Here is a 19,907-nt window from a genome sequence, read left to right as displayed (position 1 = left end):
ACCCAAGGCACGCGCCTCGGCAGATCAGCTCGCCGGCCGCAGAGCCTCGATCAGCGGCCGCAGCGAGTAGCCCAGTTGCGGCGCCAGGGCCTCGGCACGCGCCAATAGCCCCTCGCGATCGAGGGACTGGTCGAGATCGGCGGGCACCAGCAGGATCACGTTGCCCTCCTTCACCGGACACTCCCAGTAATGGCGATGATAGAGTCCGCGCAGCAATGCGGCGCCGAGGGGCTTGCCATCGTCCCCGGCCCACTGGTTGATGACCAGCCAGCCGCCCGGATTGAGGCGCTTCTGGCAGTCGCCCAGAAAATTCCATGCCAGATGGGCCACGTTCGGCCCGGTATCCGTATACAGATCGACGAAGATCAGATCGGCGTGCTCCGCGCTGGGCAACAGCTCCAGGGCATCGCCGATGCGGATGGTCAGCCGCGGATCGTCGGCGAGTCCCAGGAACTCCATGGCCAGGCGCGGCACCTCCGGACGAAGCTCGATGACTTCGACATCCTCCAGCGACAGGAAGGCGAGGCAGGCCTGGGTCAGATTGCCGGCCCCCAGGCCGAGGAACAATGCGCTCTCCGGGGCCTCGTGGCAGAGTGCGCCGAGCAGCATGGCGCGGGTGTAGTCGTACTCCAGCCAACTGGGATCGGTGGTGAACACGCAACTCTGCTCCACCGCCTCGCCGAATTCGAGAAAGCGGTAATCGCCGACCTCCAGCACGCGGATCAGGCCGAACTCGTCATGGACCTCGGCGAGCAGGCGCTCCTCTTTTTCCATTGCCATTCCCCTGCGATGAGGCGGCTATGTTAGCGGGCGGCGATGGCCCGGCACAGCACGGCTGACCCGCCGGCCCCCTGGAACGGCTGCGCCATCGGGGTGCAGAGCGGCCTCCCGATGCCCCCTCGCGGACGACTGTCGGACGACGAGCCACACAGGCGCCTGTCCGTCAGGCATTGGCAACGAACTTGCAAGATCGCCCTGGCCATCGAAAGTGGCCTAACCTTTCAGAAAATGGAGCAGTCCGAACAACAACAATGCCGAACCATCGGCCCTGATATCTGAGGGGGTTGGATAAATCTCGTTTCCGAGGTGATCGACATGAAACTCTCGTATCTGGTGTTGCCTTTCTGCTGCGTGGCCTCTCTCACCCTGGCCGCCGAACCGCCCGTCCAGCAGTACCATTACGGCCTGCCCCTGGACATCGCCAAGGTCATTTCCATCGACGCTCCGTACGACCCCTATGTCTGCGAAGTCATAGACGCCAAGATGACCTACTTGAACTCCACGGGCGAAACCAAGGTCGTGGCCTATCGCAAGCTGTCCGCGGGCTGCCTCCTGAAGACCTGATGGCGCAGCCTTCTGCCCCCACGCAAAAGCGGGGGGCAGACCCCCTCAGTCGAGCAGCAGGAGCAACGCGCAGAACGACATGAGGCCACAGAACAGCAGGCCCAGAGCCCGCTCCGGCAACGCATGGGCCAGCCGTACGCCCCAGCCGACGCCGGACAGCCCGCCGATCGCCAGGGAAATGCCCAGCATCCAGTCGACCCGCCCGTGCAGGGCATAGGTCGCCAGACTGACCAGCGTGCTGGGGACGGCCAAGGCCAGCGACAGTCCCTGGGCGACGACCTGGCTGGCACCGAACAGGGCGATCAGCAACGGCGTAGCCACCAGCGCCCCGCCCACGCCGAACAACCCGCCCAGAGTGCCCGATCCCATCCCCAGCGGCACCAGCCAGGGCCAGGGCCGACACAGTTCGCCACCGGGTGCCGGACGCAGGAACAGGCGCAGGCCACTCCATGTCGCCAGCGCCAGGAGAAAGCCGCAGAAGGCCTGGCGCATATGCCCGGCATCCAGCAGGTTCGCCGCCTGGGCACCGAGCCATGCGGTGCAGAGGCCGCTGCCGGCCATCACCAATGCATGGCGCGGATCGATACGGTTGCGCTGGTGGTAGCGCCGCAGCGCCAGCAGCACGTTGGGCACCACCATGACCAGGGCCGAGCCCTGGGCCAAGTGCTGATCGAGACCGAACAGCAGGCCGAGCACCGGAATGGCGATCAGTCCGCCACCGATACCGAACAACCCGCCCAGGAAGCCCAGCACGAGCCCCAGGCCGATGTCGAGAAGAAACTGCAGCAGGTCCATTGCATCTCCGGCAAAAGACACATGCTAGAAAGACCTGGCTAGCAGGTAAACGCAAAGCCATGCACAATAGCTTTGCGCAATTCGCATAGCAGGAAGATATATGAATTCCGATGCGCTCGGCGGCCAGTTGGAACTGTTCCTCGACGTGCTGGAATGCGGCAGCTTCTCCGCCGCGGCCCGGCGCCGCCAGTTGACGCCATCGGCGGTGGCGCGGCGCATCGACGGGCTGGAACAGACGCTCGGCAGCCCGCTGTTCCAGCGCAGCACCCACGAGGTGCGCGCCACCCCGGCCGGCCTGGCCTTCGCAGAACGTTCCCGGCGTATCCTCGATGAGTTGCGCCTGGCACGGGCCGAAGTGGTCTCCCTGGACAGCGCCCCGGAAGGTCTGATCCGCGTCGATGCCCCGGCGCCCTTCGGCCGCCGCCGGCTGGCTCCGGTCATCGCCGAATTCCTAGCCGCCTATCCGGGAGTGGATGTGCAGTTGCGGCTGATCGACAGCTTCATCGATCAGCAGGGCGAACACCTGGGGCAGGTCGATCTGGTGTTACGCATCGGCCCCCTGGCCGACAGTCGCCTGGTCGCCACGCCGCTGGCGCCGATGCGGCGTATCGCTTGCGCCAGCCCCGACTACCTCGATCGCCGCGGCATTCCCGGCGATCCATGCGAACTGCCGGAGCACGACGGCCTCGACTGGGACGGGCTGGCACCGCCACACGCCTGGCGCTTCGCCATCGATGGCCAGATCCGCACCATCCGCCCCGGACGCCGCCGGATGACCGCCAACAATGCGGAAACCCTACTGTTCGGCGCCCTCGCTGGACTCGGTATCGCTCACCTGCCGACCTGGCTTATCAGCGAGCACCTGCTGCGTGGCGAACTGCTGCCGCTGTTTTGCGAGAACGGCCTGCCGCCCCCCGAATCCAGCGGCGTCTATGCCCTGCGCCAGCGGCCGGCCGGCGCCTCGCGCACACGACTTCTGCTGGACTTCCTGAAAAGCCGCTTCGGCCCGGTACCGCCCTGGGACCTGGCCCTGGATAACAGCCTGAATCGCTCCTGATTCGCCAGTTGCCGCACCGGTTGCATTTTGCCCACGAAAGGCTTGCGCGCTAAATTAGTCGATCATTACCGGGAGATCGCCATGGCCACCGACGAAACCTGCCAAGAGCTGCTGCTCGACAATCAGTTGTGCTTCGCCCTCTACTCCACCTCGCTGTTGATGACCAAAGTCTACAAACCGTTGCTGCAGGAGCTTGGCCTGACCTACCCGCAATACTTGGCCATGCTGGTGCTCTGGGAACGCGACGGCATCACCGTCGGCGAACTCAGCGCGCGCCTGCTCACCGATCCCGGCTCGCTCACGCCCCTGCTCAAACGCCTGGAGGCCGAAGGGCTGCTGAACCGCACCCGCAGCAGCAAGGACGAGCGCGTGGTGGAACTCCATCTCACCGAACGCGGCCGGGTCCTGTACGACAGGGCCAGGAATATTCCCTCCTGCATCGTCGCCGCCAGCGAGCAAACGCCGGACGCCCTTGCCGCCCTCAAGGAAGAACTGGTCAGCCTGCGCAACAGCCTGCAAAAGGCCGTCTGAACGGCTTATTCCAGTTTTCTCGGATCGTTATCTCGAAATCCTCCAAAAATTATCTTGCGCACAAGATAATTACGCCCTAACTTTAGCCCTGCGCAATTACTTATCGCGCAAAATTTTAACGATCAAATTTACTGGAGATAACGCCATGCAACGCATTCAAGCGCTCTACACCGCCACCGCCACTGCAACCGGCGGCCGTGACGGCCGTGCCGTCTCCTCGGACGGCGTCCTCGACGTGAAGCTGACCACCCCGCGCGAACTGGGCGGCCAGGGCGGCGAGGCCACCAATCCGGAGCAACTCTTCGCGGCCGGCTACTCGGCCTGCTTCATCGGCGCCCTGAAGTTCGTCGCCAGCCAGGGCAAGCGCCAGATTCCCGCCGACACCTCGATCACCGGAAAGGTCGGCATCGGCCAGATCCCCGGCGGCTTCGGCCTGGAAGTGGAACTCGACATCCACCTGCCGGGGCTGGAGCGCAGCATGGCCGAGGAACTGGTCGCCGCCGCCCATCAGATCTGCCCCTACTCCAACGCCACCCGCAGCAACATCGAGGTACGCCTGAACGTCGCCGTCTGAGCCTGCGGCAGGTGGACGCCGGAAACGAAAAAGCCCGGCGCAAGGCCGGGCTTTTCGTAACGCCAGGGAGATCAGGCCTTGGCGCGGGACTTGTATTCGAAGGTACGGGTATCGATCTCGATGTAGTCACCGATGTCGCAGAACTCGGCCACCCTCAGCTCATAGCCGCTGTTCAGGCGCGCCACCTTCATCACCTTGCCGGAAGTGTCGCCGCGCACGGCCGGCTCGGTGTAGGAGATCTGGCGCACGATGGTGGTGGGCAGTTCGATGGAGATCACGCGGTCGTTGTAGAACACCGCCTCGCAGACGTCCTGCATGCCATCTTCGATGAAGTTGTAGGCGTCGCCCAAGTCGTCCTTCTCGATCTCGTACTGGTTGAATTCGTTGTCCATGAACACGTACATGGGATCGGCGAAGTAGGAGTAGGTCACCTCCTTGCGCTCGAGGATAACCGGCTCGAACTTGTCGTCGGCCTTGTACACGGTCTCGGTGGCCTGGCCGTTGAGCAGGTTCTTCAGCTTCATCTTGACCACGGCGGCGTTGCGGCCGGACTTGTTGAATTCGGCTTTCTGGATGACCCAGGGCTCGCCATTGATCATGGCTACCTGGCCGGCACGGAATTCTTGAGCGGTTTTCATACGGGTATCCGTTTGGATGAATAACGAAAAATAGGCCGCGTATCATAGCCAATCCGCGTAAAACTGCACCAGTGCCGCGGCCAGATCCGGCCGGGCGGCCTGTCGGGCGCACCAGCGCTCGGCATGCGCGCGCAGCTCCGGCCACTGATCCGCCAGCGCCGACCAGGCCGGGCCCATCGCCGCCCCGGCGTTCCAGGCGCGCCAGAGCTCCTGCAGGGCGCCCGCGGCGGCCGGCGACAAACCCTCGAGATAGAGGGAAAGGAAGGCTTCCAGCTTGTCCCGGTGGGCGCCGTCCGCCTGCGGATAGATATGCCAGAGCAACGGCCTGCCCGCCCACTGGGCGCGCAGGAAGGAGTCCTCGCCGCGCACCGCGTTGAAATCGCAGCACCAGAGCAGGCGGTCGTAAGCCTCCTGGCGGACGAACGGCAGCACCTGGACGCGCAGGGCGCCACGCCGCTGGCCATCGCCGACGGCCAGCGCCGGCACCGCCAGCCAGCGCCGCAGATCGTCGAGAATGCGCCCCTCCGGCACCAGCAGCAGCGTCGGACGCCCTTCCGACGCCATGGCTTCCAGCCAGCTCGACAGAGCTGCATTTTCGTAGGCGAACAGCGAGATCAGCCGTTCGCCGGGACATGCCTGCACGCCGACCGACTGGAGAAAATCCGCGCGCGCCGCGGCATCGGCCTGGAAGGCCCGGCGTCGCTCGATCAGGCCCCGTTCGCGGAGCAGCCCGCCGGTATCCGTGGTGAATCCGGGGAAGAAGAAGAACTTCTGCAGCCCGCCGGGTTGCAAGGACGGCAGGCCGTGGCAGCCACCCACCCAGTCCTCGGCACTCAGGTATTCCAGGTTCAGCCAGAGCACCCGGCGCCGGCGATCCGCCATGGCCGCGACATGCGTCTCGGGCAAGCGGCAGGCGAAGGCCTCGATCACCACGTCGGCCGGCTCGACCGGCTGCCAGTGCGCGGGCCAGCGGCATATTTCCACGCCGGCCCGCCACTGCCGGGCCGCGTCGACGTCCGCCTCGGGGCAGAGACGCGCCAGTGCCGCCAGGTCGTCCACCCACAGCCTGACCCGCTGGCCGTGCTCGGCCACCAGTTGGCGGGCCAGGCGCCAGGTCACGCCGGCATCGCCATAGTTGTCGACGACAGTGCAGAAGATCTCCCAGAAGGCCCGCATGTCCACTCCCTTCGTCAAGGCACAGAAAAGGATGAAGTATGCCAGCGAGCGGCAGCAGCGGCCGCCCGGACGGAAGTCGCACCGGCGGAATGCCAGGGCCTGTCGACGCTCTGGCGTGGGCCGCGACGGTGGCTTCGCCCTTGCTGAGGACGCGCTTCACGAAGCGGGACAGCCAGCCGCCGGCGCTGTGGCGCCGGCCAGGGCCTGCGCGTCCGCACCACGCCGGCAGATCCTGGCACGCCTCGACGCCCCCTCGCCCGCCGCGTGGAGTCCACGACAGTCCGACGAAGAGATCGTGGATGCGCTCGTGGGCATGGCTGAACCGGCAGCCGGCCTTCTCCTTCAGCGACTCCTCGAAGGTGCAATGCGACACCGTGCATTCGACCGATTCCTCGATCACTATCTCCAGTGTCGTCCGGTCCGGAGCTTCGTGCAGCCGGTCGATCGTCTCGCCGACGCGCCTGTACCGCGTGTCGATCAACCCGACACCGCTGGTCGTTGCACCAACTCGGATGAGCCAGCTCGGCACTCCCCCTCTCAAGCGGCAATGGATGCCGATGCCACGCAGACTAGAGGGCCCCCATGACGGCCTTGAACCGGATCAATCCGCCCGCCCCGGCGCGCCGGATGCACGCGCTCAAGCGCGCCCGCGCAATTCCGCGGCGCCCCTGAAGAACACTCGCGCCAGCACCGCATAGGCGCCCATCAGGGGCAGCGCAGCCTGCGTCGCGAGCACCAGGGAGGCGAGCATGAGCCCTCCGGCGATCACCAGCCAGCCCATGCCGTACAAGGCCCTGAAGGCTTCGGGTACGCCGAGCAGACGCGCGCCGAGCCATACCAGCAGGCCGCCATAGCCGACCAGAGCGACGGCATAGAGCCAGGCCAGCCAGTCGGCGAGCGGGCCGGGCTCGAAGCGCAGCGCGACGACCTCCAGCAGAAGCCCCAGTACGACACACAGCCATACCGGCCAGCCCAGCCCTCGGGCGGCGAAGCGCGCTTCGACGAAGCCCTTCAGGCGCAACAGCAGGTAATTGCCCAACAGCACCAAGGCCAGGCCGAGCCAGTTGGCGTACAGGGCCACCCCGCGCATCCGGGTGAAACCGCCGAAGGACAGCAGCATGATCACCAGGGTGCCGAGCACCATGGCCAGGGCGAGCCAGCCGAGCACCCACAACTGTGCCGGCGACCAATCGGGCATGGGCGGCACACCCGGGGACGCCAGCAGGGCTTCCCGGGGTGGCGCGTAGGGGTTGTCGTCGCGCCGACCTGCTGGATCATCGCTCACGGGGGAACCCTCCTCCACCGGTCGGGCGGGTGCGCCACCCCCGGAACCCTCGAACCTCGCCGCCGCTCCGGCCTGCGAGGAGCCTTCGGCGCGGACGCGGCCCCGAAAGCCTTGCCGCGCCCGAACGCACTCAGTCCAGTTCGGCGACCAGAGCCGCCAGTGCCTGGGCCGGGTCGGCGGCCTGGCTGATCGGCCGGCCGATGACCAGGTAGTCGGAACCGGCCTCCAGCGCCTGGCGCGGAGTGAGGATGCGCCGCTGGTCGTCCGGGGCGCTGCCGGCCGGACGGATGCCAGGGGTCACCAGTTTCAGCCGCGGCCGGGCGGTCTTCAGCGCCGGCGCCTCCTGGGCCGAGCAGACCAGTCCGTCCAGCCCGGCCTGCTCGGCCAGGGCGGCCAGGCGCAGGACCTGCTGCTGCGGCTCGACATCCAGGCCGATGCCGGCCAGGTCCTCGCGCTCCATGCTGGTCAGCACCGTCACCCCGATCAGCAACGGCCGGCGGCCATGAATGCCGTCCAGGGTCTCGCGACAGGCGCTCAGCATGCGCAGACCGCCGGAGCAGTGCACGTTGACCATCCACACGCCCAGCTCGGCGGCGGCCTTCACCGCCATCGCCGTGGTGTTCGGGATGTCGTGGAATTTCAGGTCGAGGAACACCTCGAAGCCCTGCTGCTGCAGCGTCTCGACGATATCCGGGCCGCAGCGGGTGAACAGCTCCTTGCCGACCTTGACCCGGCACCGCGCGGGGTCCAGCCGGGCGGCGAGGGCCAGGGCCGCCTCGCGGCCGGGGAAGTCGAGGGCGACGATGATCGGGGTCTGGCAGGACATGGGGACGGGCTCCGGGAAAATCGCTGTGGCGGGCATTGTAGCGGACACCCCAAGCCCTCGGCCGTGGAGAATGGCGCGCCTAGGACAAATGTTCCAGGGCGAAGGCCAGCATGAAACCGGCCAGGGTGATCAGTCCGGTCAGCGCATGGGTGGCCTTGAAGGCCTCGGGAATCAGGGTGTCCACCAGCATGCAGAGCACCGCGCCGGCGGAGAGGCCCAGGGCGAAGGCCAGCCAGCCCGGCGACAGGTCCGCCAGCAGGGCGGGCCCGAGCATGGCGGCAAGACCCGACAGGCCGACGATGACACCCCACAGGGCGAACACCTGGCGCCGGCCGTAACCTTCGGCGCGCAGACTGGCCGCGCTGGCCAATCCCTCCGGCAGATTAGCCAGCAGCACGGCGACCAGCAGCGCCAGGCTCGGCCGCCCGTCGTCGAGCAGCCCGAGGCCCAGCGCCAGGGATTCCGGGATGCCGTCGAGAAAGGCACCGGCGGCGATCAGCAGACCGGCCAGCGATCCTCTGCCCGGCCTTCTGGCACGATGCCGCGCCTGCAGGCGATCGAGCCCCTCGTCGGCCAGGACGAAGACCACGCCGCCCGCCAGCAGACCGCCCAGGGTCGGCCAGATGCCACCGAGCCGCTCGGCTTCGGGCAACTGCTCGAAGCACAGGGCGGCGATCAGCACGCCGCTGCCGAAGGCCATCGACGCGGCGACCAGCCGCTCCGACAGCCGCGCCCCGAAGCCCAGCCAGGCACCGAGCAGCAGGCTGCTCGCCGCCAACCAGCCCCAGAAGCCCGCCTGCAGTATCAATGATTCCGACATGCCGTCCCCCCTTGTGCCGTGGCAAGGCTACCCACCTTCCCCAGCCTGCCGCCAGCCGTCCCGTCAGCGCCGGCGCGGACAGCCCGGTGACCCGGTGCCCCGTCGACCATCGGCGGGAAAAGAACGGCCTCGCGTTCGGCAAGGGGCCGGGCGAGCCGTCCCATCGCTTATGCTCATGACAGGCCCCCTGAGAGAACACGATATGCCCTGGTACGTCTGGCTGATACTGATAGTGGTGTTTGGCTCGGTGATCGGCAGCCTGCTGCTGTTGCGCGACTCGGCGAAGAAGCTGCCCCTGAGCGAGGAGCAGCTCGAGCGCATCCGCCAGCGCAACGCCGAACTGGATGCCAAGGAGAAACAGGAAAAGGAAAAATGACGGCGGGTCCCGCGCCGGCCGGACGGCGGACGCGGAAATCAGCGCTCCGCGCCCAGCCGGCCCTCCTCGTCGGAGAACACGATCTCCACCCGGCGATTGCGCGCGCGCCCCTGGCTGGAGGCGTTCTCGGCGACCGGATAGGCCTCGCCGTAACCGGCGACCTGGACACGCCCGGCGTCGACACCCAGGTCCACCAGCATGTCCTTGACCGACTGGGCACGCCCGCGGGACAACTCGAGGTTCAGCTGGTCATCGCCCTGGCTGTCGGTATAGCCCTCGATGCGCACCACCCGCCGCTGGTTGAGACGCAGGAACCTGGCCACCTGCACGACGGTGCGCGTCGCCGCCGAGCGCAACTCCTCCCGCCCGGTATCGAACAGCACGTCGCCCAGGGTCATCACCAGGCCGCGCTCGGTTTCGGTGGTGGTCCGGCCGAGCAATTGCTCTTCGAGCCACTCGCCCTGCTGCTCCGCGTTGAGCAGGCGGGCCTCGCTCAGCGCCAGTTGCAGGCGGTCGCGTTCCTTCTCCAGTTCGACGAGGCGCTCGGCGGCCTGGCGCTGCGCTCCATGCTCGCGGGCGATCTGGCCGTAACGCCGGCTCAGGTAGGCGTAATGCAGAACATCGTCCTCGCTGCCCAGATAGCCGGAAAAGCGCTCCGCCCGGGCCAGCGACTCCTCGGCCCGGGCCAGGTCCTTCTCGGCGCTGAGCCGGACCGCCGGCTCGGTACGAATGGCCAGCAGTTCGGCCCTGGCCTCGTCGAGCGCACGCAGCGTTTCCGGCGAGCTTGTGGCGCAGCCCCCCAGCGAAGCCAGGCACAGTAGGCCGAACGAAAAAACGGGCCATCCCTTCATCAAAGCTCTCCCAGTTGCTGGCGCAGCGCGCCGATCTGCCGCTTGAGTTCGGCCACCTGCTTGCGGCCCTTCTGGGTCAGCACCTGCTCCTCGGCCAGGCGAGCATCCAGCTCGGCCTGCTCGGCCAGCATGCGCGCCTCCCGGTGGCGGCCGGCGGTCAGGGCGGCCCCGGCCTGTTCGAACTTGCCCTGCGCCAGGGTCAGCTCCCCCTGATCCTCGCCGGCACCGACGGCCCTGGCCTGTCCCAGCGCCTGTTCGGTCAGGCGCAACTGTTCGTGCGGTGCGGGATCGCTGGCGCAGCCGGCCAGGGCGAGCAATAGCAGGGCGACGAAAAAACGTGCGCTATTCACGGATGGATTTCCTACTTGACAACGGATGGGGACGGCAAGCCCTGCGCCAGCCAGCGCGCGGCATTGCGTTGCAACAGGTTTCCCGCCAGTCCGGCGGCGTTCAGCTCGGTCAGTCCGGCCGCCAGCCGTGCGCGCAGCTCCGGCGTGTTGCAGGCGGAATCGCGGCCCACCGCCAGGTACAGACCCTCGCTGAGCAGCGGCGGCAGCGGCTGGACTTCCGCCAACATACCCAGCGACTCGGCGGCCGCCTGGACGACCTGCCGTTCGCCGAGCAGATAGGCGACCTCGCCTCGCCGTAGCATCCGCAGGGCTTCGTTCAGAGTCGGCGCCTCCTTGAGCGGCAGGGAGGTAGCGGACAGCGGATCGAACCCGCGGGTGAAACGGTCGCCGGCCTGGATCACCCCCTGATGAGCGTACAGATCGCTCCAGCCGCCATAGGGAAAGACCCGTTCCCGGCGCACCCAGGCCACGACGGACTGCACGAAGAGCGCGGGCTCGATGAAGTCCAGCGACTCACGCCGGGCGCCGCCGGGAAAGCTGCCCAGCAGCAGGTCGATACGGCCGCTCGCCACGTGCTGCTCGGCAGCCGGCCGGGAGCCCGAGCGGATCAGGTCGATCTTGAGATCCAGCGTCTTGGCCAGCAGCTCGAGCAGGTCGGCGCTGGCGCCGATCATTTGCCCGGGAGTCTGCGGATCGAGCCAGAGGTAGGGAGGCTGCTCGGGATCGCCGGTGGCGACCAGCCGCTCGCAGGCACCGGTTGCGCCCGCCACGGGCGAGAGCAAGCCGGCCAGCAATGCCAGCAGCACGGGAAGAAAGCGATTCTGCATGGGAGTTCCGCGAAAAGCGTGGATGGGGGCCATCATGGCCCAGTTGCAAGAAGCCCGCTCGATGAGCGGGCTTCGGGTCCGGCCGGAAAGCGGCTCAGAGCTGCTTTTCCAACTCCGGCAAAACTTCGAACAGATCCGCCACCAGACCGTAGTCGGCGACCTGGAAGATCGGCGCCTCCGGGTCCTTGTTGATCGCCACGATCACCTTCGAATCCTTCATCCCCGCCAGGTGCTGGATCGCCCCGCTGATGCCCACCGCCACGTACAGGTCCGGCGCCACTATCTTCCCGGTCTGCCCCACCTGCATGTCGTTGGCCGCGAATCCCGCGTCCACCGCCGCCCGCGAGGCGCCCACCGCCGCGCCCAGCTTGTCGGCCAGGGCGTAGAGCAGCTTGAAGTTGTCGCCGCTCTGCATCCCCCGTCCGCCGGAAATCACCACCCGCGCCGAGGTCAGTTCCGGCCGGTCCGACCTGGCGATTTCCTCGCCGACGAAACTCGACGTGCCGGCATCGCCCGTGCCGCTCACGCCCTCGATGGCCGCGCTGCCACCCTCGCCCGCCACTGGATCGAAGGCCGTGGCACGCACGCTGATCACCTTGATCGGCGCGCTCGACTGCACCGTGGCGATGGCGTTGCCGGCGTAGATCGGCCGCTTGAAGGTGTCAGGGCTTTCCACCGCGACGATTTCGGAGATCTGTTCGACATCCAGCAGCGCCGCCACCCGCGGCAGGTAGTTCTTGCCGTTGGTCGAGGCCGGCGCCAGCACGTGGCTGTAGCCTTGCGCCAGGCCGGCGATCAGCGGCGCGACGTTCTCCGCCAGCAGGTGGCCGTAGGCCGCGTCGTCGGCGACCAGCACCTTGCTCACCCCGGCGATCTTCGCCGCGGCTTCGGCGACGGCGGCGCACTGTTGTCCGGCGACCAGTACGTGGATGTCGCCGCCGATGGCCTGAGCCGCGGCGACGGTGTTGAGGGTCGCGGCGGCCAGGGCGGCGTTGTCGTGTTCGGCTATTACCAGGGTCGCCATCTCAGATCACCTTCGCTTCGTTCTTCAGTTTCTCGACCAGTTCGGCCACCGAGCCCACCTTGATACCGGCCTGGCGTTCGGCCGGCGCCTCGACCTTGAGCACCTTGAGAGTCGAGGCCACGGACACGCCCAGGTCCGCCGGCTTCACCGTCTCCAGCGGTTTCTTCTTGGCCTTCATGATGTTCGGCAGCGAGGCGTAGCGCGGCTCGTTCAGGCGCAGGTCGGTGGTGACGATGGCCGGCAGGCTCAGTTCCAGGGTCTGTAGCCCGCCGTCGATCTCGCGGGTGACCTTGAGCTTGTCGCCGGCCTGCTCGACCTTGGAGGCGAAGGTGCCCTGGGCGTAGCCGGTCAGCGCGGCGAGCATCTGCCCGGTCTGGTTGTTGTCGCTGTCGATCGCCTGCTTGCCGGTGATGACCAGTTGCGGCTGCTCCTTGTCGACCACCGCCTTGAGCAGCTTGGCCACCGCCAGCGAGCCCAGCTCCTCGTCGGTCTCGACCAGGATGGCGCGGTCGGCGCCGAGGGCCAGGGCGGTGCGCAACTGTTCCTGGGCGGCGGCCGGGCCGACGGACACGGCGACGATCTCGCTGGCGATGCCGCGCTCCTTCAGGCGCACGGCTTCCTCCACGGCGATCTCGCAGAAGGGGTTCATCGACATCTTGACGTTGGCCAGGTCGACACCGCTCTGGTCGGGCTTGACGCGCACCTTGACGTTGTAGTCGACCACGCGTTTGACAGCTACAAGAACCTTCATGGATTCCTCGTTACTCTCCGGTAAATGAAATGTCGCCAAGGCGAGCAATGGCCTGTGGTTGACGGCCGGAGCCGACGTCAGCCCCCTGCAGCGCGCGTAAAAATGCTCGTATCTTGACTGCAGGCCACCTCTCGGTCAACCGAGGCAGGCCCGGCTTTCCGGGGCTCCGGCAGGCGCCTCGGGGGCAGTGCGTTTCCGTCTTCGCATTGGTTCGGACGCTGGGGCCGGATATATAATGCCCGGCCCTCACCAGGGAACATGCGAAGAGAGCCCCGATCAGGAGATAGTTTGTGGAACGCGAATACATGGAATTCGACGTCGTCATCGTCGGCGCCGGTCCCGCCGGTCTGTCGGCCGCCTGCCGACTGAAGCAGCAGGCCGCCGAATCCGGCCAGGAGATCAGCGTGTGCGTGGTCGAGAAGGGTTCCGAGGTCGGCGCTCACATTCTCTCCGGCGCCGTCTTCGAACCGCGTGCCCTGAACGAACTCTTCCCGGACTGGAAGGAGCTGGGCGCTCCGCTGAACACCCCGGTCAAGCGCGACGACATCTATCTGTTCAGGAGCGCCGAAAAGGCCATCAGGCTGCCGGACTTCCTCGTGCCCAGGACCATGCACAACGAGGGCAATTACATCATTTCCCTGGGCAACCTGTGCCGCTGGCTGGCCCAGCAGGCCGAAGCCCTGGGCGTGGAAATCTACCCGGGCTTCGCCGCCCAGGAGGCGCTGATCGACGACGGCGGCACAGTGCGAGGCATCGTCACCGGCGACCTGGGCGTCGACCGCGAAGGCAGGCCGAAGGACAGCTATACCCCCGGCATGGAGCTGCGCGGCAAGTACACCCTGTTCGCCGAAGGTTGCCGCGGCCACATCGGCAAGCAACTGATCGCCCGCTACCGGCTGGACGACCAGGCCGATGTCCAGCACTACGGCATCGGCATCAAGGAGATCTGGGACGTCGAGCCGGCCCGCCACGAGCAGGGCCTGGTGGTGCACACCGCCGGCTGGCCGCTGGACGACGACAACCCGGGCGGCTCCTTCCTCTATCACCTGGAAAACGGCCAGGTGGTGGTCGGTCTGATCGTCGACCTGTCCTACAGCAATCCCTTCCTGTCGCCCTTCGACGAGTTCCAGCGCTACAAGCACCATCCGGCGATCGCCCGCTACCTGGAAGGCGGCAAGCGGGTGGCTTACGGCGCTCGCGCCATCTGCAAGGGCGGCCTGAATTCGCTGCCGAAGATGGTCTTCCCCGGTGGCGCGCTGATCGGCTGCGACCTGGGCACCCTGAACTTCGCCAAGATCAAGGGCAGCCACACCGCCATGAAGTCCGGCATGCTGGCCGCCGATGCGGTCCTCGCCGCCCTCGCCGGCGGCAGCCAGGGCGGCGACGAACTGAACGGCTACGTCGAGTCGTTCAAGTCCAGCTGGCTGTACGACGAACTGTTCCGCAGCCGCAACTTCGGCGCCGCCATCCACAAGTTCGGCGCGCTGGCCGGCGGGGCCTTCAACTTCATCGACCAGAACCTGTTCGGCGGCAAGATCCCGTTCACCCTGCACGACGACAACCCGGACCACGCCTGCCTGAAGCTGGCCTCCGAATCGAAGCGGATCGACTATCCCAAGCCGGACGGCAAGCTCAGTTTCGACAAGCTCAGCTCGGTATTCCTCTCCAATACCAACCATGAAGAAGACCAGCCCTGCCACCTGCGCCTGGCCGATCCGAGCATCCCGATCACCCGCAACCTGCCGCTGTACGACGAGCCGGCGCAGCGCTACTGCCCGGCCGGCGTCTACGAGGTGGTGAGCCAGGACGACGGCAGCCCGCGCTTCCAGATCAACGCGCAGAACTGCGTGCACTGCAAGACCTGCGACATCAAGGACCCAGCGCAGAACATCACCTGGGTGGCCCCGGAAGGCGCCGGCGGTCCCAACTACCCCAACATGTAAGCGCGACCATCGAGGCTCCGCGGGAGCCTCGAACCTTCCCGCCGTCACCAGAGCTTCCAGGTGTAATCGACGTTGACCCGCGTCTCGTTGTCGTCGCGCATCGTCGCGTTCGGCGCGAAGCTGTTCTGGTAGCGCGAGTTGCGCAGGCGCAGCGCCACGTTCTTCAGCGGGCCCGACTGCACCACGTAGGACAGCTCCAGGTAGCGCTCGGTCTCCTCCCGGTTGCCACCGCCCAGGCGTTCCGGCAGCTCGACGTTGGTCCCCTTCAGGAAGCGCGCCACGCCGATCAGCCCCGGCAGCCCCGCCGCCGCGAAGTCGTATTCGTAGCGCACATGCCAGAAGTGCTCGTCGGCGTTGAGGAATTCCGAGCTGATCGCGTATTCGGAAATCAGGTGCGGCTCCGAACCGGCGATGTAAGGCATCGCCGAGTCGCCGCTGGACAGCGCCCCGCCCACCGTCAGCCGGTGCCCGCCCAGCTTGTAGCCGAAGTTCAGGCCCACGTACTGGTTGTCCACCGAGCCGGCCTTGCCCTCGCCCTCCTCGTCGCTGAGGAACCAGCGGAAGTCGGTCTTGAATTCCCCCGGCCCCCACTTGAACTGGTGGATCGCGCCCAGGTAGTTCTGCTGGTAGATCTCGTCCAGCCGGGCGTGCCAGTAGCTCAGGGTCAGGTTCTTGCCCAGCGCGTAGTCGCCGCCGAGGAAGAGGAACTCGTCGGACTCCGCCGTGCCGTCGAAGCGGCCGTTGGGGCCGGCGATGGCGATCTTCTGGTAATCGGTGGAGTCGCGCTGGTTCATGCGGTTCAGGTAACCGGCCTGCAGGCTCAGGCCGGGGATGTCGGTAGAGCGCAGGTGGCCGCCCTTGAAGGTCTGCCAGAGCAGGCGGGCCGGGCTGCTGATGAGGATCGGCAGGCGCGGCATCACGGTGCCGACATGCAGTTCGGTCTGCGAGTAGCGGAGCTTGCCGGTGAGGCCGAGTTCAGCGTAGGAGTCCTGGGCCTCGCCGCTGCCGCGTTCGACCGGCAGCAGGCCGGTGCCAGCGCGGTCGCGCGAGGAGTCGAGCTGGACGCCGAGCATGCCCTGCAGGTCGAGGCCGAAGCCGACCGGCCCCTCGGTGAAGCCGGACTTGAGGTTGAGGATGAAACCCTGCGCCCATTCGCGACGCGCGGAGACGTTGGATTCGCCCTTGTAGTCGCGGTCGAAGTAGAAGTTGCGCAGGGTCAGGCTGCCCTGGCTGTCCTCGATGAAGCCGCCCTGTGCCGTTCCCTGGGCGAGCAGCAGCAGGGCCGCGCCCGCCGCGCCCCGTCTCGTGTCGAGCATGTTCGGTTACCTTATTTATTGTTCTTGTTGGCTGCCGCCCCTTCCATGACGGGGCGGCGAGAAAAACGCGATGGATGGAATGGGCGTGGCCAGGCCGGGCGAATCAGGCCGGCGCGCCCCGCTCGCGCCGCCGGCCGAGCAGGTAGAACACCGCCACGCCGGCCAGCACCAGGCCCGGCGCCGAGGCCAGCATCACCCCGGCGCTACCGAAGCCCAGCGCCAGTAGCTTGCCGGCCACCAGCGGGCCGCTCATGGCGCCCAGACGGCCGACCGCCACGGCGCTGCCGACTCCGGTGGCACGCACTTCGGTGCGGTAGAACAGCGGCGCCAGGGCATAGAGCACGCCCTGTCCGCCGGTGGCGAACATGCCGGCGGCGAAACCGGCCAGCAACATGCTGGCGAATGCCTCGGACAGCCCGAGAGCCGCCAGCGCGGCGAGCAGGCCGAGATAGATCAAGCCGGCCATCGCCAGCGGCCGCAGGCGCTCCATCAGCACACCGAGCATCAGGGTGCCGACCGCCGCGCCGATCTGCAGGGAGAACATCACCCAACTGGCCTCTCTGCCGGTGAAACCCTGGCCCACCAGCAGGCTCGGCAGCCAACTGATCAGCATGTAGACGACCATCAGGGTGAAGAAGTAGGACCCCCACAGCAGCAGGGTCGGCAGCGCGGCGCCATTGCGGAACAGACCCTCGGCGAGTGGAACGGGAGCGGCCCGGTTCGCTGTCTGCTGCCGGGCACGGAAGGCCGCCGACTCGGGCAGCCAGAAGGCCAGCAGCGGCACCACCAGCAGCGGCAGCACACCGCCGACGTAGTACACCAGCGTCCAGTCGGCGGAAAAGCCGGCGATGCCGATGGCCGCCGCCAAGGCCGCGCCCAGCGGTACGCCGCAGTACATCAAAGTCACCGCGGTGCCGCGCAGACGCTCGCCGGCACTCTCCGAACACAGCGCGATCAGGTTGGGCAGCGCGGCGCCCAGGCCGACACCGGTCAAGAAACGCGCCAGCAGCAGGCTGTAGAGGTCCCAGGCATGGGCGGTGGCGATGGAGAACAGGCCGAACAGCGCCACCGAAGCGATCAGCACGCGCTTGCGGCCGATGCGGTCGGCCAGCCAGCCGCCGACCAGGGCGCCGGGCAGCAGGCCGAGGATGCCGGCGCTGAATACCCAACCCATGTGCAACTTATCCAGACCGAAGGCGGCGGCCATACCCGGCGCCGCGATACCTGGCGCCTGGAAGTCGATACCTTCCAGCACCGCGACGGAAAAACACAGGGCGATGGTCAGCCATGTGCGGCGGTTGTCGAGTTCGACGGTCGCCGGGCATTGCGAGGTATAGGTCGTCATTATTGTTGTACCTGTGGTTTTTTGGGCTGTACGCGACCGGCCGGCGGCCCGAAGGCAGCCGGCGCAGCCTCGGTCTTTCGGGTTCAGCGCTCGAGCAGATCCAGCGCCACGTCGACGATCATGTCTTCCTGGCCGCCGACCATCCGCCGCCGGCCCAGCTCGACCAGGATGTCCACGGTGCTCAGGCCATACTTCTCGGCCGCCACCTCGGCGTGGCGCAGGAAGCTCGAATAGACCCCGGCATACCCCAGCGCCAGCGTCTCGCGGTCGACCCGTACCGGGCGGTCCTGCAACGGCCGGACGATCTCGTCGGCGGCGTCCATCAGGGTGTAGAGGTCGGTGCCGTGGTTCCAGCCCAGCCGCTCGGCCGCGGCGACGAACACCTCCAGCGGCGCATTGCCCGCCCCCGCGCCCATGCCGGCCAGGCTGGCGTCGATGCGGTCGCAGCCCTCCTCCACCGCGACGATGGAGTTGGCCACCCCGAGGCTGAGGTTGTGGTGGGCGTGGATGCCGGTCTGGGTCGAAGGCTCCAGCAGGTCCTTGACCGCGCGGAAGCGCTCGCGCACGTCCTGCATGCTCAAGGCCCCGCCGGAGTCGACCACGTAGATGCAGGTGGCGCCGTAGCTTTCCATCTTCTTCGCCTCGACGGCGAGGTTCTGCGGCGTGGTCATGTGGCTCATCATCAGGAAGCCCACGGTGTCCATGCCCAACTCGCGCGCGTAGGCGATGTGCTGTCTGGACACGTCCGCCTCGGTGCAGTGGGTGGCCACCCGGACGATGCGCGCGCCGGCCTCGTAAGCCTCCTTGAGGTGGTGGACGGTGCCGATGCCGGGCAGCAGCAGGGTGGCGATCCTGGCATGAGTCACCACCTCGGCCACCGCCTCGATCCATTCCAGGTCGGTGTGGGCGCCGAAGCCGTAGTTGAAGCTCGAACCCTGCAGGCCGTCGCCGTGGGCGACCTCGATGGAGTCGACTTTCGCCTGGTCCAGCGCGCGGGCGATGGCCTGCACGTTGGCGATCGAGTACTGGTGGCGGATCGCGTGGCTGCCGTCGCGCAGGGTCACGTCGGAGATGTACAGCTTCTTGCCGGGGTTGAAGGTCATGGCGGCGTCCTCAGGCGTTCAGCATGGATTGCGCCATGCGCTCGGCGGTAGCCAGCGCGGCGGAGGTCATGATGTCCAGGTTGCCGGCGTAGGCCGGCAGGTAATGGGCGGCGCCCTCGACCTCGAGGAACACCGAGGTCTTCAGGCCGGACAGGCGGCCGAGGCCGGGGATGTTCAGCGGCGCGGCGTCGGGGATCTCGTCGAACTGCACCCGCTGCTTGAGGCGATAGCCCGGCACGTAGCCCTGTACCGCCTGGGCCATTTCCGCGAGGGAGGCCTCGACCCGGGCCTGGTCGGCCGGCGCGGAGAGCACGTAGACGGTGTCGCGCATGATCAGCGGCGGCTCGGCCGGGTTGAGGACGATGATCGCCTTGCCCTTGCGCGCCCCGCCGATCGCCTCGATGGCTTTCGAGGTGGTCTCGGTGAATTCGTCGATGTTGGCGCGGGTGCCGGGGCCGGCCGACCGGCTGGCGATCGAGGCGACGATCTCGGCGTAGTGGACCCTGGCCACCCGCGACACCGCGGCGACCATGGGGATGGTCGCCTGGCCGCCGCAGGTGACCATGTTGACGTTGGGTTCGCGCAGGTTCTGCTCGAGATTCACCACCGGCACGCAGTAGGGGCCGACGGCCGCCGGGGTCAGGTCGATCAGCCGCAGGCCGGGCCTGAGGCCGCGCAGGAACGGGTCGTTCTTCACGTGGGCGGCGGCCGAGGTGGCGTCGAAGACGAAATCGATCTCGCCGAACCCCGGCAGGCGGGCCAGGCCCTCGACGCCCTCGGCGGTGGTGGCCACGCCGAGGCGCGCGGCGCGGGCCAGGCCGTCGGAATCCGGGTCGATGCCGACCAGGGCGCCCATTTCCAGGTGCTGGCCGTGGCGCAGGATCTTGATCATCAGGTCGGTGCCGATGTTGCCGGAGCCGACGATGGCGACTTTGAGTTTTTTCATGATTGTTCTCTCCGCTGTCCCCGGTTGGG

22 protein-coding genes are annotated in these 19,907 nt (G+C 67.4%); 6 read left to right on the top strand and 16 right to left on the bottom strand.

The annotated features are described in order from the left end of the window. Nucleotides 1–24 precede the first annotated feature (24 nt). On the bottom strand, nucleotides 25–780 hold the full coding sequence (locus AVCA_RS06975) for a spermidine synthase (protein ID WP_041807062.1): 756 nt from the start codon (nucleotides 778–780) through the stop codon (nucleotides 25–27). 315 nt (nucleotides 781–1,095) lie between these two features. Here AVCA_RS06975 and AVCA_RS06970 point away from each other — a divergent pair, with 315 nt between their 5' ends. Then, the gene (locus tag AVCA_RS06970; protein WP_231876277.1) at nucleotides 1,096–1,344 is read left to right on the top strand and encodes a DUF2790 domain-containing protein; all 249 of its coding nucleotides are present in this window, start codon (nucleotides 1,096–1,098) and stop codon (nucleotides 1,342–1,344) included. Nucleotides 1,345–1,389: 45 nt separating this feature from the next. On the opposite strand, the gene AVCA_RS06965 is transcribed toward AVCA_RS06970, so the two are convergent. Continuing rightward, nucleotides 1,390–2,139, bottom strand: coding sequence for a sulfite exporter TauE/SafE family protein (locus AVCA_RS06965; protein ID WP_012700163.1), 750 nt, complete (start codon nucleotides 2,137–2,139; stop codon nucleotides 1,390–1,392). Between the two features lie 100 nt (nucleotides 2,140–2,239). Here AVCA_RS06965 and AVCA_RS06960 point away from each other — a divergent pair, with 100 nt between their 5' ends. The 3 genes from AVCA_RS06960 (at nucleotide 2,240) to AVCA_RS06950 (ending at nucleotide 4,301) form a co-directional block, all read left to right on the top strand. Next, a complete protein-coding gene (locus tag AVCA_RS06960; RefSeq protein ID WP_012700162.1) occupies nucleotides 2,240–3,196 on the top strand; it encodes a LysR family transcriptional regulator in 957 nt (318 codons plus the stop codon). 81 nt (nucleotides 3,197–3,277) lie between these two features. Beyond that, complete coding sequence (locus AVCA_RS06955) at nucleotides 3,278–3,727, top strand: MarR family winged helix-turn-helix transcriptional regulator (protein ID WP_175555977.1); 450 nt, start codon at nucleotides 3,278–3,280, stop codon at nucleotides 3,725–3,727. Nucleotides 3,728–3,872: 145 nt separating this feature from the next. Beyond that, a complete protein-coding gene (locus AVCA_RS06950) occupies nucleotides 3,873–4,301 on the top strand; it encodes an organic hydroperoxide resistance protein (protein WP_012700160.1) in 429 nt (142 codons plus the stop codon). A 71-nt stretch (nucleotides 4,302–4,372) separates the two neighbouring features. Here AVCA_RS06950 and efp read toward each other — a convergent pair whose 3' ends face one another. The 5 genes from efp to AVCA_RS06925 all read right to left on the bottom strand — a co-directional run bounded on the left by efp (nucleotide 4,373) and on the right by AVCA_RS06925 (nucleotide 9,046). Further along, entirely contained in the window at nucleotides 4,373–4,939 is a 567-nt protein-coding gene (gene efp, locus AVCA_RS06945; RefSeq protein ID WP_012700159.1) for an elongation factor P, read from the bottom strand. A 42-nt stretch (nucleotides 4,940–4,981) separates the two neighbouring features. After that, nucleotides 4,982–6,115: an elongation factor P maturation arginine rhamnosyltransferase EarP gene (earP, locus tag AVCA_RS06940; protein ID WP_012700158.1), complete on the bottom strand. Its 1,134-nt coding sequence runs from the start codon at nucleotides 6,113–6,115 to the stop codon at nucleotides 4,982–4,984. A gap of 637 nt (nucleotides 6,116–6,752) precedes the next feature. Next, the gene (locus AVCA_RS06935) at nucleotides 6,753–7,400 is read right to left on the bottom strand and encodes a hypothetical protein (protein WP_236616355.1); all 648 of its coding nucleotides are present in this window, start codon (nucleotides 7,398–7,400) and stop codon (nucleotides 6,753–6,755) included. Between the two features lie 130 nt (nucleotides 7,401–7,530). Further along, nucleotides 7,531–8,226 (bottom strand): orotidine-5'-phosphate decarboxylase, encoded by a 696-nt coding sequence (pyrF, locus tag AVCA_RS06930; RefSeq protein ID WP_012700156.1) that lies wholly within the window; start codon nucleotides 8,224–8,226, stop codon nucleotides 7,531–7,533. 79 nt (nucleotides 8,227–8,305) lie between these two features. Further along, entirely contained in the window at nucleotides 8,306–9,046 is a 741-nt protein-coding gene (locus AVCA_RS06925) for a ZIP family metal transporter (RefSeq protein WP_012700155.1), read from the bottom strand. 202 nt (nucleotides 9,047–9,248) lie between these two features. Between AVCA_RS06925 and AVCA_RS24505 the strand changes: the two genes are divergently transcribed. After that, on the top strand, nucleotides 9,249–9,422 hold the full coding sequence (locus AVCA_RS24505; RefSeq protein ID WP_012700154.1) for a DUF2897 family protein: 174 nt from the start codon (nucleotides 9,249–9,251) through the stop codon (nucleotides 9,420–9,422). 38 nt (nucleotides 9,423–9,460) lie between these two features. Here AVCA_RS24505 and AVCA_RS06920 read toward each other — a convergent pair whose 3' ends face one another. The 5 genes from AVCA_RS06920 to AVCA_RS06900 form a co-directional block, all read right to left on the bottom strand. Further along, entirely contained in the window at nucleotides 9,461–10,273 is an 813-nt protein-coding gene (locus AVCA_RS06920; protein ID WP_012700153.1) for an OmpA family protein, read from the bottom strand. Further along, nucleotides 10,273–10,623 carry a DUF4398 domain-containing protein gene (locus AVCA_RS06915; RefSeq protein WP_012700152.1) on the bottom strand — a complete coding sequence of 117 codons (351 nt, stop codon included), beginning with the start codon at nucleotides 10,621–10,623 and terminating at the stop codon, nucleotides 10,273–10,275. Before AVCA_RS06915 ends, AVCA_RS06920 begins: the two co-directional genes overlap by 1 nt. An 11-nt stretch (nucleotides 10,624–10,634) precedes the next feature. Then, a complete protein-coding gene (locus tag AVCA_RS06910; protein ID WP_012700151.1) occupies nucleotides 10,635–11,450 on the bottom strand; it encodes a substrate-binding periplasmic protein in 816 nt (271 codons plus the stop codon). 94 nt (nucleotides 11,451–11,544) lie between these two features. After that, nucleotides 11,545–12,474: an electron transfer flavoprotein subunit alpha/FixB family protein gene (locus tag AVCA_RS06905; RefSeq protein ID WP_012700150.1), complete on the bottom strand. Its 930-nt coding sequence runs from the start codon at nucleotides 12,472–12,474 to the stop codon at nucleotides 11,545–11,547. Between the two features lies 1 nt (nucleotide 12,475). Further along, on the bottom strand, nucleotides 12,476–13,225 hold the full coding sequence (locus AVCA_RS06900) for an electron transfer flavoprotein subunit beta/FixA family protein (RefSeq protein ID WP_012700149.1): 750 nt from the start codon (nucleotides 13,223–13,225) through the stop codon (nucleotides 12,476–12,478). Between the two features lie 290 nt (nucleotides 13,226–13,515). Here AVCA_RS06900 and AVCA_RS06895 point away from each other — a divergent pair, with 290 nt between their 5' ends. Then, nucleotides 13,516–15,168, top strand: a complete 1,653-nt coding sequence (locus AVCA_RS06895; RefSeq protein ID WP_012700147.1) for an electron transfer flavoprotein-ubiquinone oxidoreductase — start codon at nucleotides 13,516–13,518, stop codon at nucleotides 15,166–15,168. Between the two features lie 44 nt (nucleotides 15,169–15,212). Here the strand turns inward: AVCA_RS06895 and AVCA_RS06890 are convergent, their stop codons facing one another. The 4 genes from AVCA_RS06890 to AVCA_RS06875 form a co-directional block, all read right to left on the bottom strand. Then, a complete protein-coding gene (locus AVCA_RS06890; protein ID WP_012700146.1) occupies nucleotides 15,213–16,484 on the bottom strand; it encodes an OprD family porin in 1,272 nt (423 codons plus the stop codon). 103 nt (nucleotides 16,485–16,587) lie between these two features. After that, on the bottom strand, nucleotides 16,588–17,829 hold the full coding sequence (gene mhpT / locus AVCA_RS06885; protein ID WP_012700145.1) for a 3-(3-hydroxy-phenyl)propionate transporter MhpT: 1,242 nt from the start codon (nucleotides 17,827–17,829) through the stop codon (nucleotides 16,588–16,590). 83 nt (nucleotides 17,830–17,912) lie between these two features. Next, nucleotides 17,913–18,932, bottom strand: coding sequence for a 4-hydroxy-2-oxovalerate aldolase (dmpG, locus tag AVCA_RS06880; RefSeq protein ID WP_012700144.1), 1,020 nt, complete (start codon nucleotides 18,930–18,932; stop codon nucleotides 17,913–17,915). A gap of 10 nt (nucleotides 18,933–18,942) precedes the next feature. After that, nucleotides 18,943–19,878 carry an acetaldehyde dehydrogenase (acetylating) gene (locus AVCA_RS06875; RefSeq protein ID WP_012700143.1) on the bottom strand — a complete coding sequence of 312 codons (936 nt, stop codon included), beginning with the start codon at nucleotides 19,876–19,878 and terminating at the stop codon, nucleotides 18,943–18,945. Nucleotides 19,879–19,907 lie beyond the last annotated feature (29 nt).

The sequence above is a fragment of the Azotobacter vinelandii CA genome (assembly GCF_000380335.1).
Taxonomy (GTDB): domain Bacteria; phylum Pseudomonadota; class Gammaproteobacteria; order Pseudomonadales; family Pseudomonadaceae; genus Azotobacter; species Azotobacter vinelandii.
This window is presented reverse-complemented; position numbering and strand designations above follow the sequence as displayed.

Excerpts from the sequence above, each read along its gene's own strand:
- AVCA_RS06975 (WP_041807062.1), bottom strand. The coding sequence starts at position 780 with ATGGCAATGGAAAAAGAGGAGCGCCTGCTCGCCGAGGTCCATGACGAG.
- AVCA_RS06970 (WP_231876277.1), top strand. The coding sequence starts at position 1,096 with ATGAAACTCTCGTATCTGGTGTTGCCTTTCTGCTGCGTGGCCTCTCTC.
- AVCA_RS06965 (WP_012700163.1), bottom strand. The coding sequence starts at position 2,139 with ATGGACCTGCTGCAGTTTCTTCTCGACATCGGCCTGGGGCTCGTGCTG.
- AVCA_RS06960 (WP_012700162.1), top strand. The coding sequence starts at position 2,240 with ATGAATTCCGATGCGCTCGGCGGCCAGTTGGAACTGTTCCTCGACGTG.
- AVCA_RS06955 (WP_175555977.1), top strand. The coding sequence starts at position 3,278 with ATGGCCACCGACGAAACCTGCCAAGAGCTGCTGCTCGACAATCAGTTG.
- AVCA_RS06950 (WP_012700160.1), top strand. The coding sequence starts at position 3,873 with ATGCAACGCATTCAAGCGCTCTACACCGCCACCGCCACTGCAACCGGC.
- efp (WP_012700159.1), bottom strand. The coding sequence starts at position 4,939 with ATGAAAACCGCTCAAGAATTCCGTGCCGGCCAGGTAGCCATGATCAAT.
- earP (WP_012700158.1), bottom strand. The coding sequence starts at position 6,115 with ATGCGGGCCTTCTGGGAGATCTTCTGCACTGTCGTCGACAACTATGGC.
- pyrF (WP_012700156.1), bottom strand. The coding sequence starts at position 8,226 with ATGTCCTGCCAGACCCCGATCATCGTCGCCCTCGACTTCCCCGGCCGC.
- AVCA_RS06925 (WP_012700155.1), bottom strand. The coding sequence starts at position 9,046 with ATGTCGGAATCATTGATACTGCAGGCGGGCTTCTGGGGCTGGTTGGCG.
- AVCA_RS24505 (WP_012700154.1), top strand. The coding sequence starts at position 9,249 with ATGCCCTGGTACGTCTGGCTGATACTGATAGTGGTGTTTGGCTCGGTG.
- AVCA_RS06920 (WP_012700153.1), bottom strand. The coding sequence starts at position 10,273 with ATGAAGGGATGGCCCGTTTTTTCGTTCGGCCTACTGTGCCTGGCTTCG.
- AVCA_RS06910 (WP_012700151.1), bottom strand. The coding sequence starts at position 11,450 with ATGCAGAATCGCTTTCTTCCCGTGCTGCTGGCATTGCTGGCCGGCTTG.
- AVCA_RS06905 (WP_012700150.1), bottom strand. The coding sequence starts at position 12,474 with ATGGCGACCCTGGTAATAGCCGAACACGACAACGCCGCCCTGGCCGCC.
- AVCA_RS06900 (WP_012700149.1), bottom strand. The coding sequence starts at position 13,225 with ATGAAGGTTCTTGTAGCTGTCAAACGCGTGGTCGACTACAACGTCAAG.
- AVCA_RS06890 (WP_012700146.1), bottom strand. The coding sequence starts at position 16,484 with ATGCTCGACACGAGACGGGGCGCGGCGGGCGCGGCCCTGCTGCTGCTC.
- mhpT (WP_012700145.1), bottom strand. The coding sequence starts at position 17,829 with ATGACGACCTATACCTCGCAATGCCCGGCGACCGTCGAACTCGACAAC.
- dmpG (WP_012700144.1), bottom strand. The coding sequence starts at position 18,932 with ATGACCTTCAACCCCGGCAAGAAGCTGTACATCTCCGACGTGACCCTG.
- AVCA_RS06875 (WP_012700143.1), bottom strand. The coding sequence starts at position 19,878 with ATGAAAAAACTCAAAGTCGCCATCGTCGGCTCCGGCAACATCGGCACC.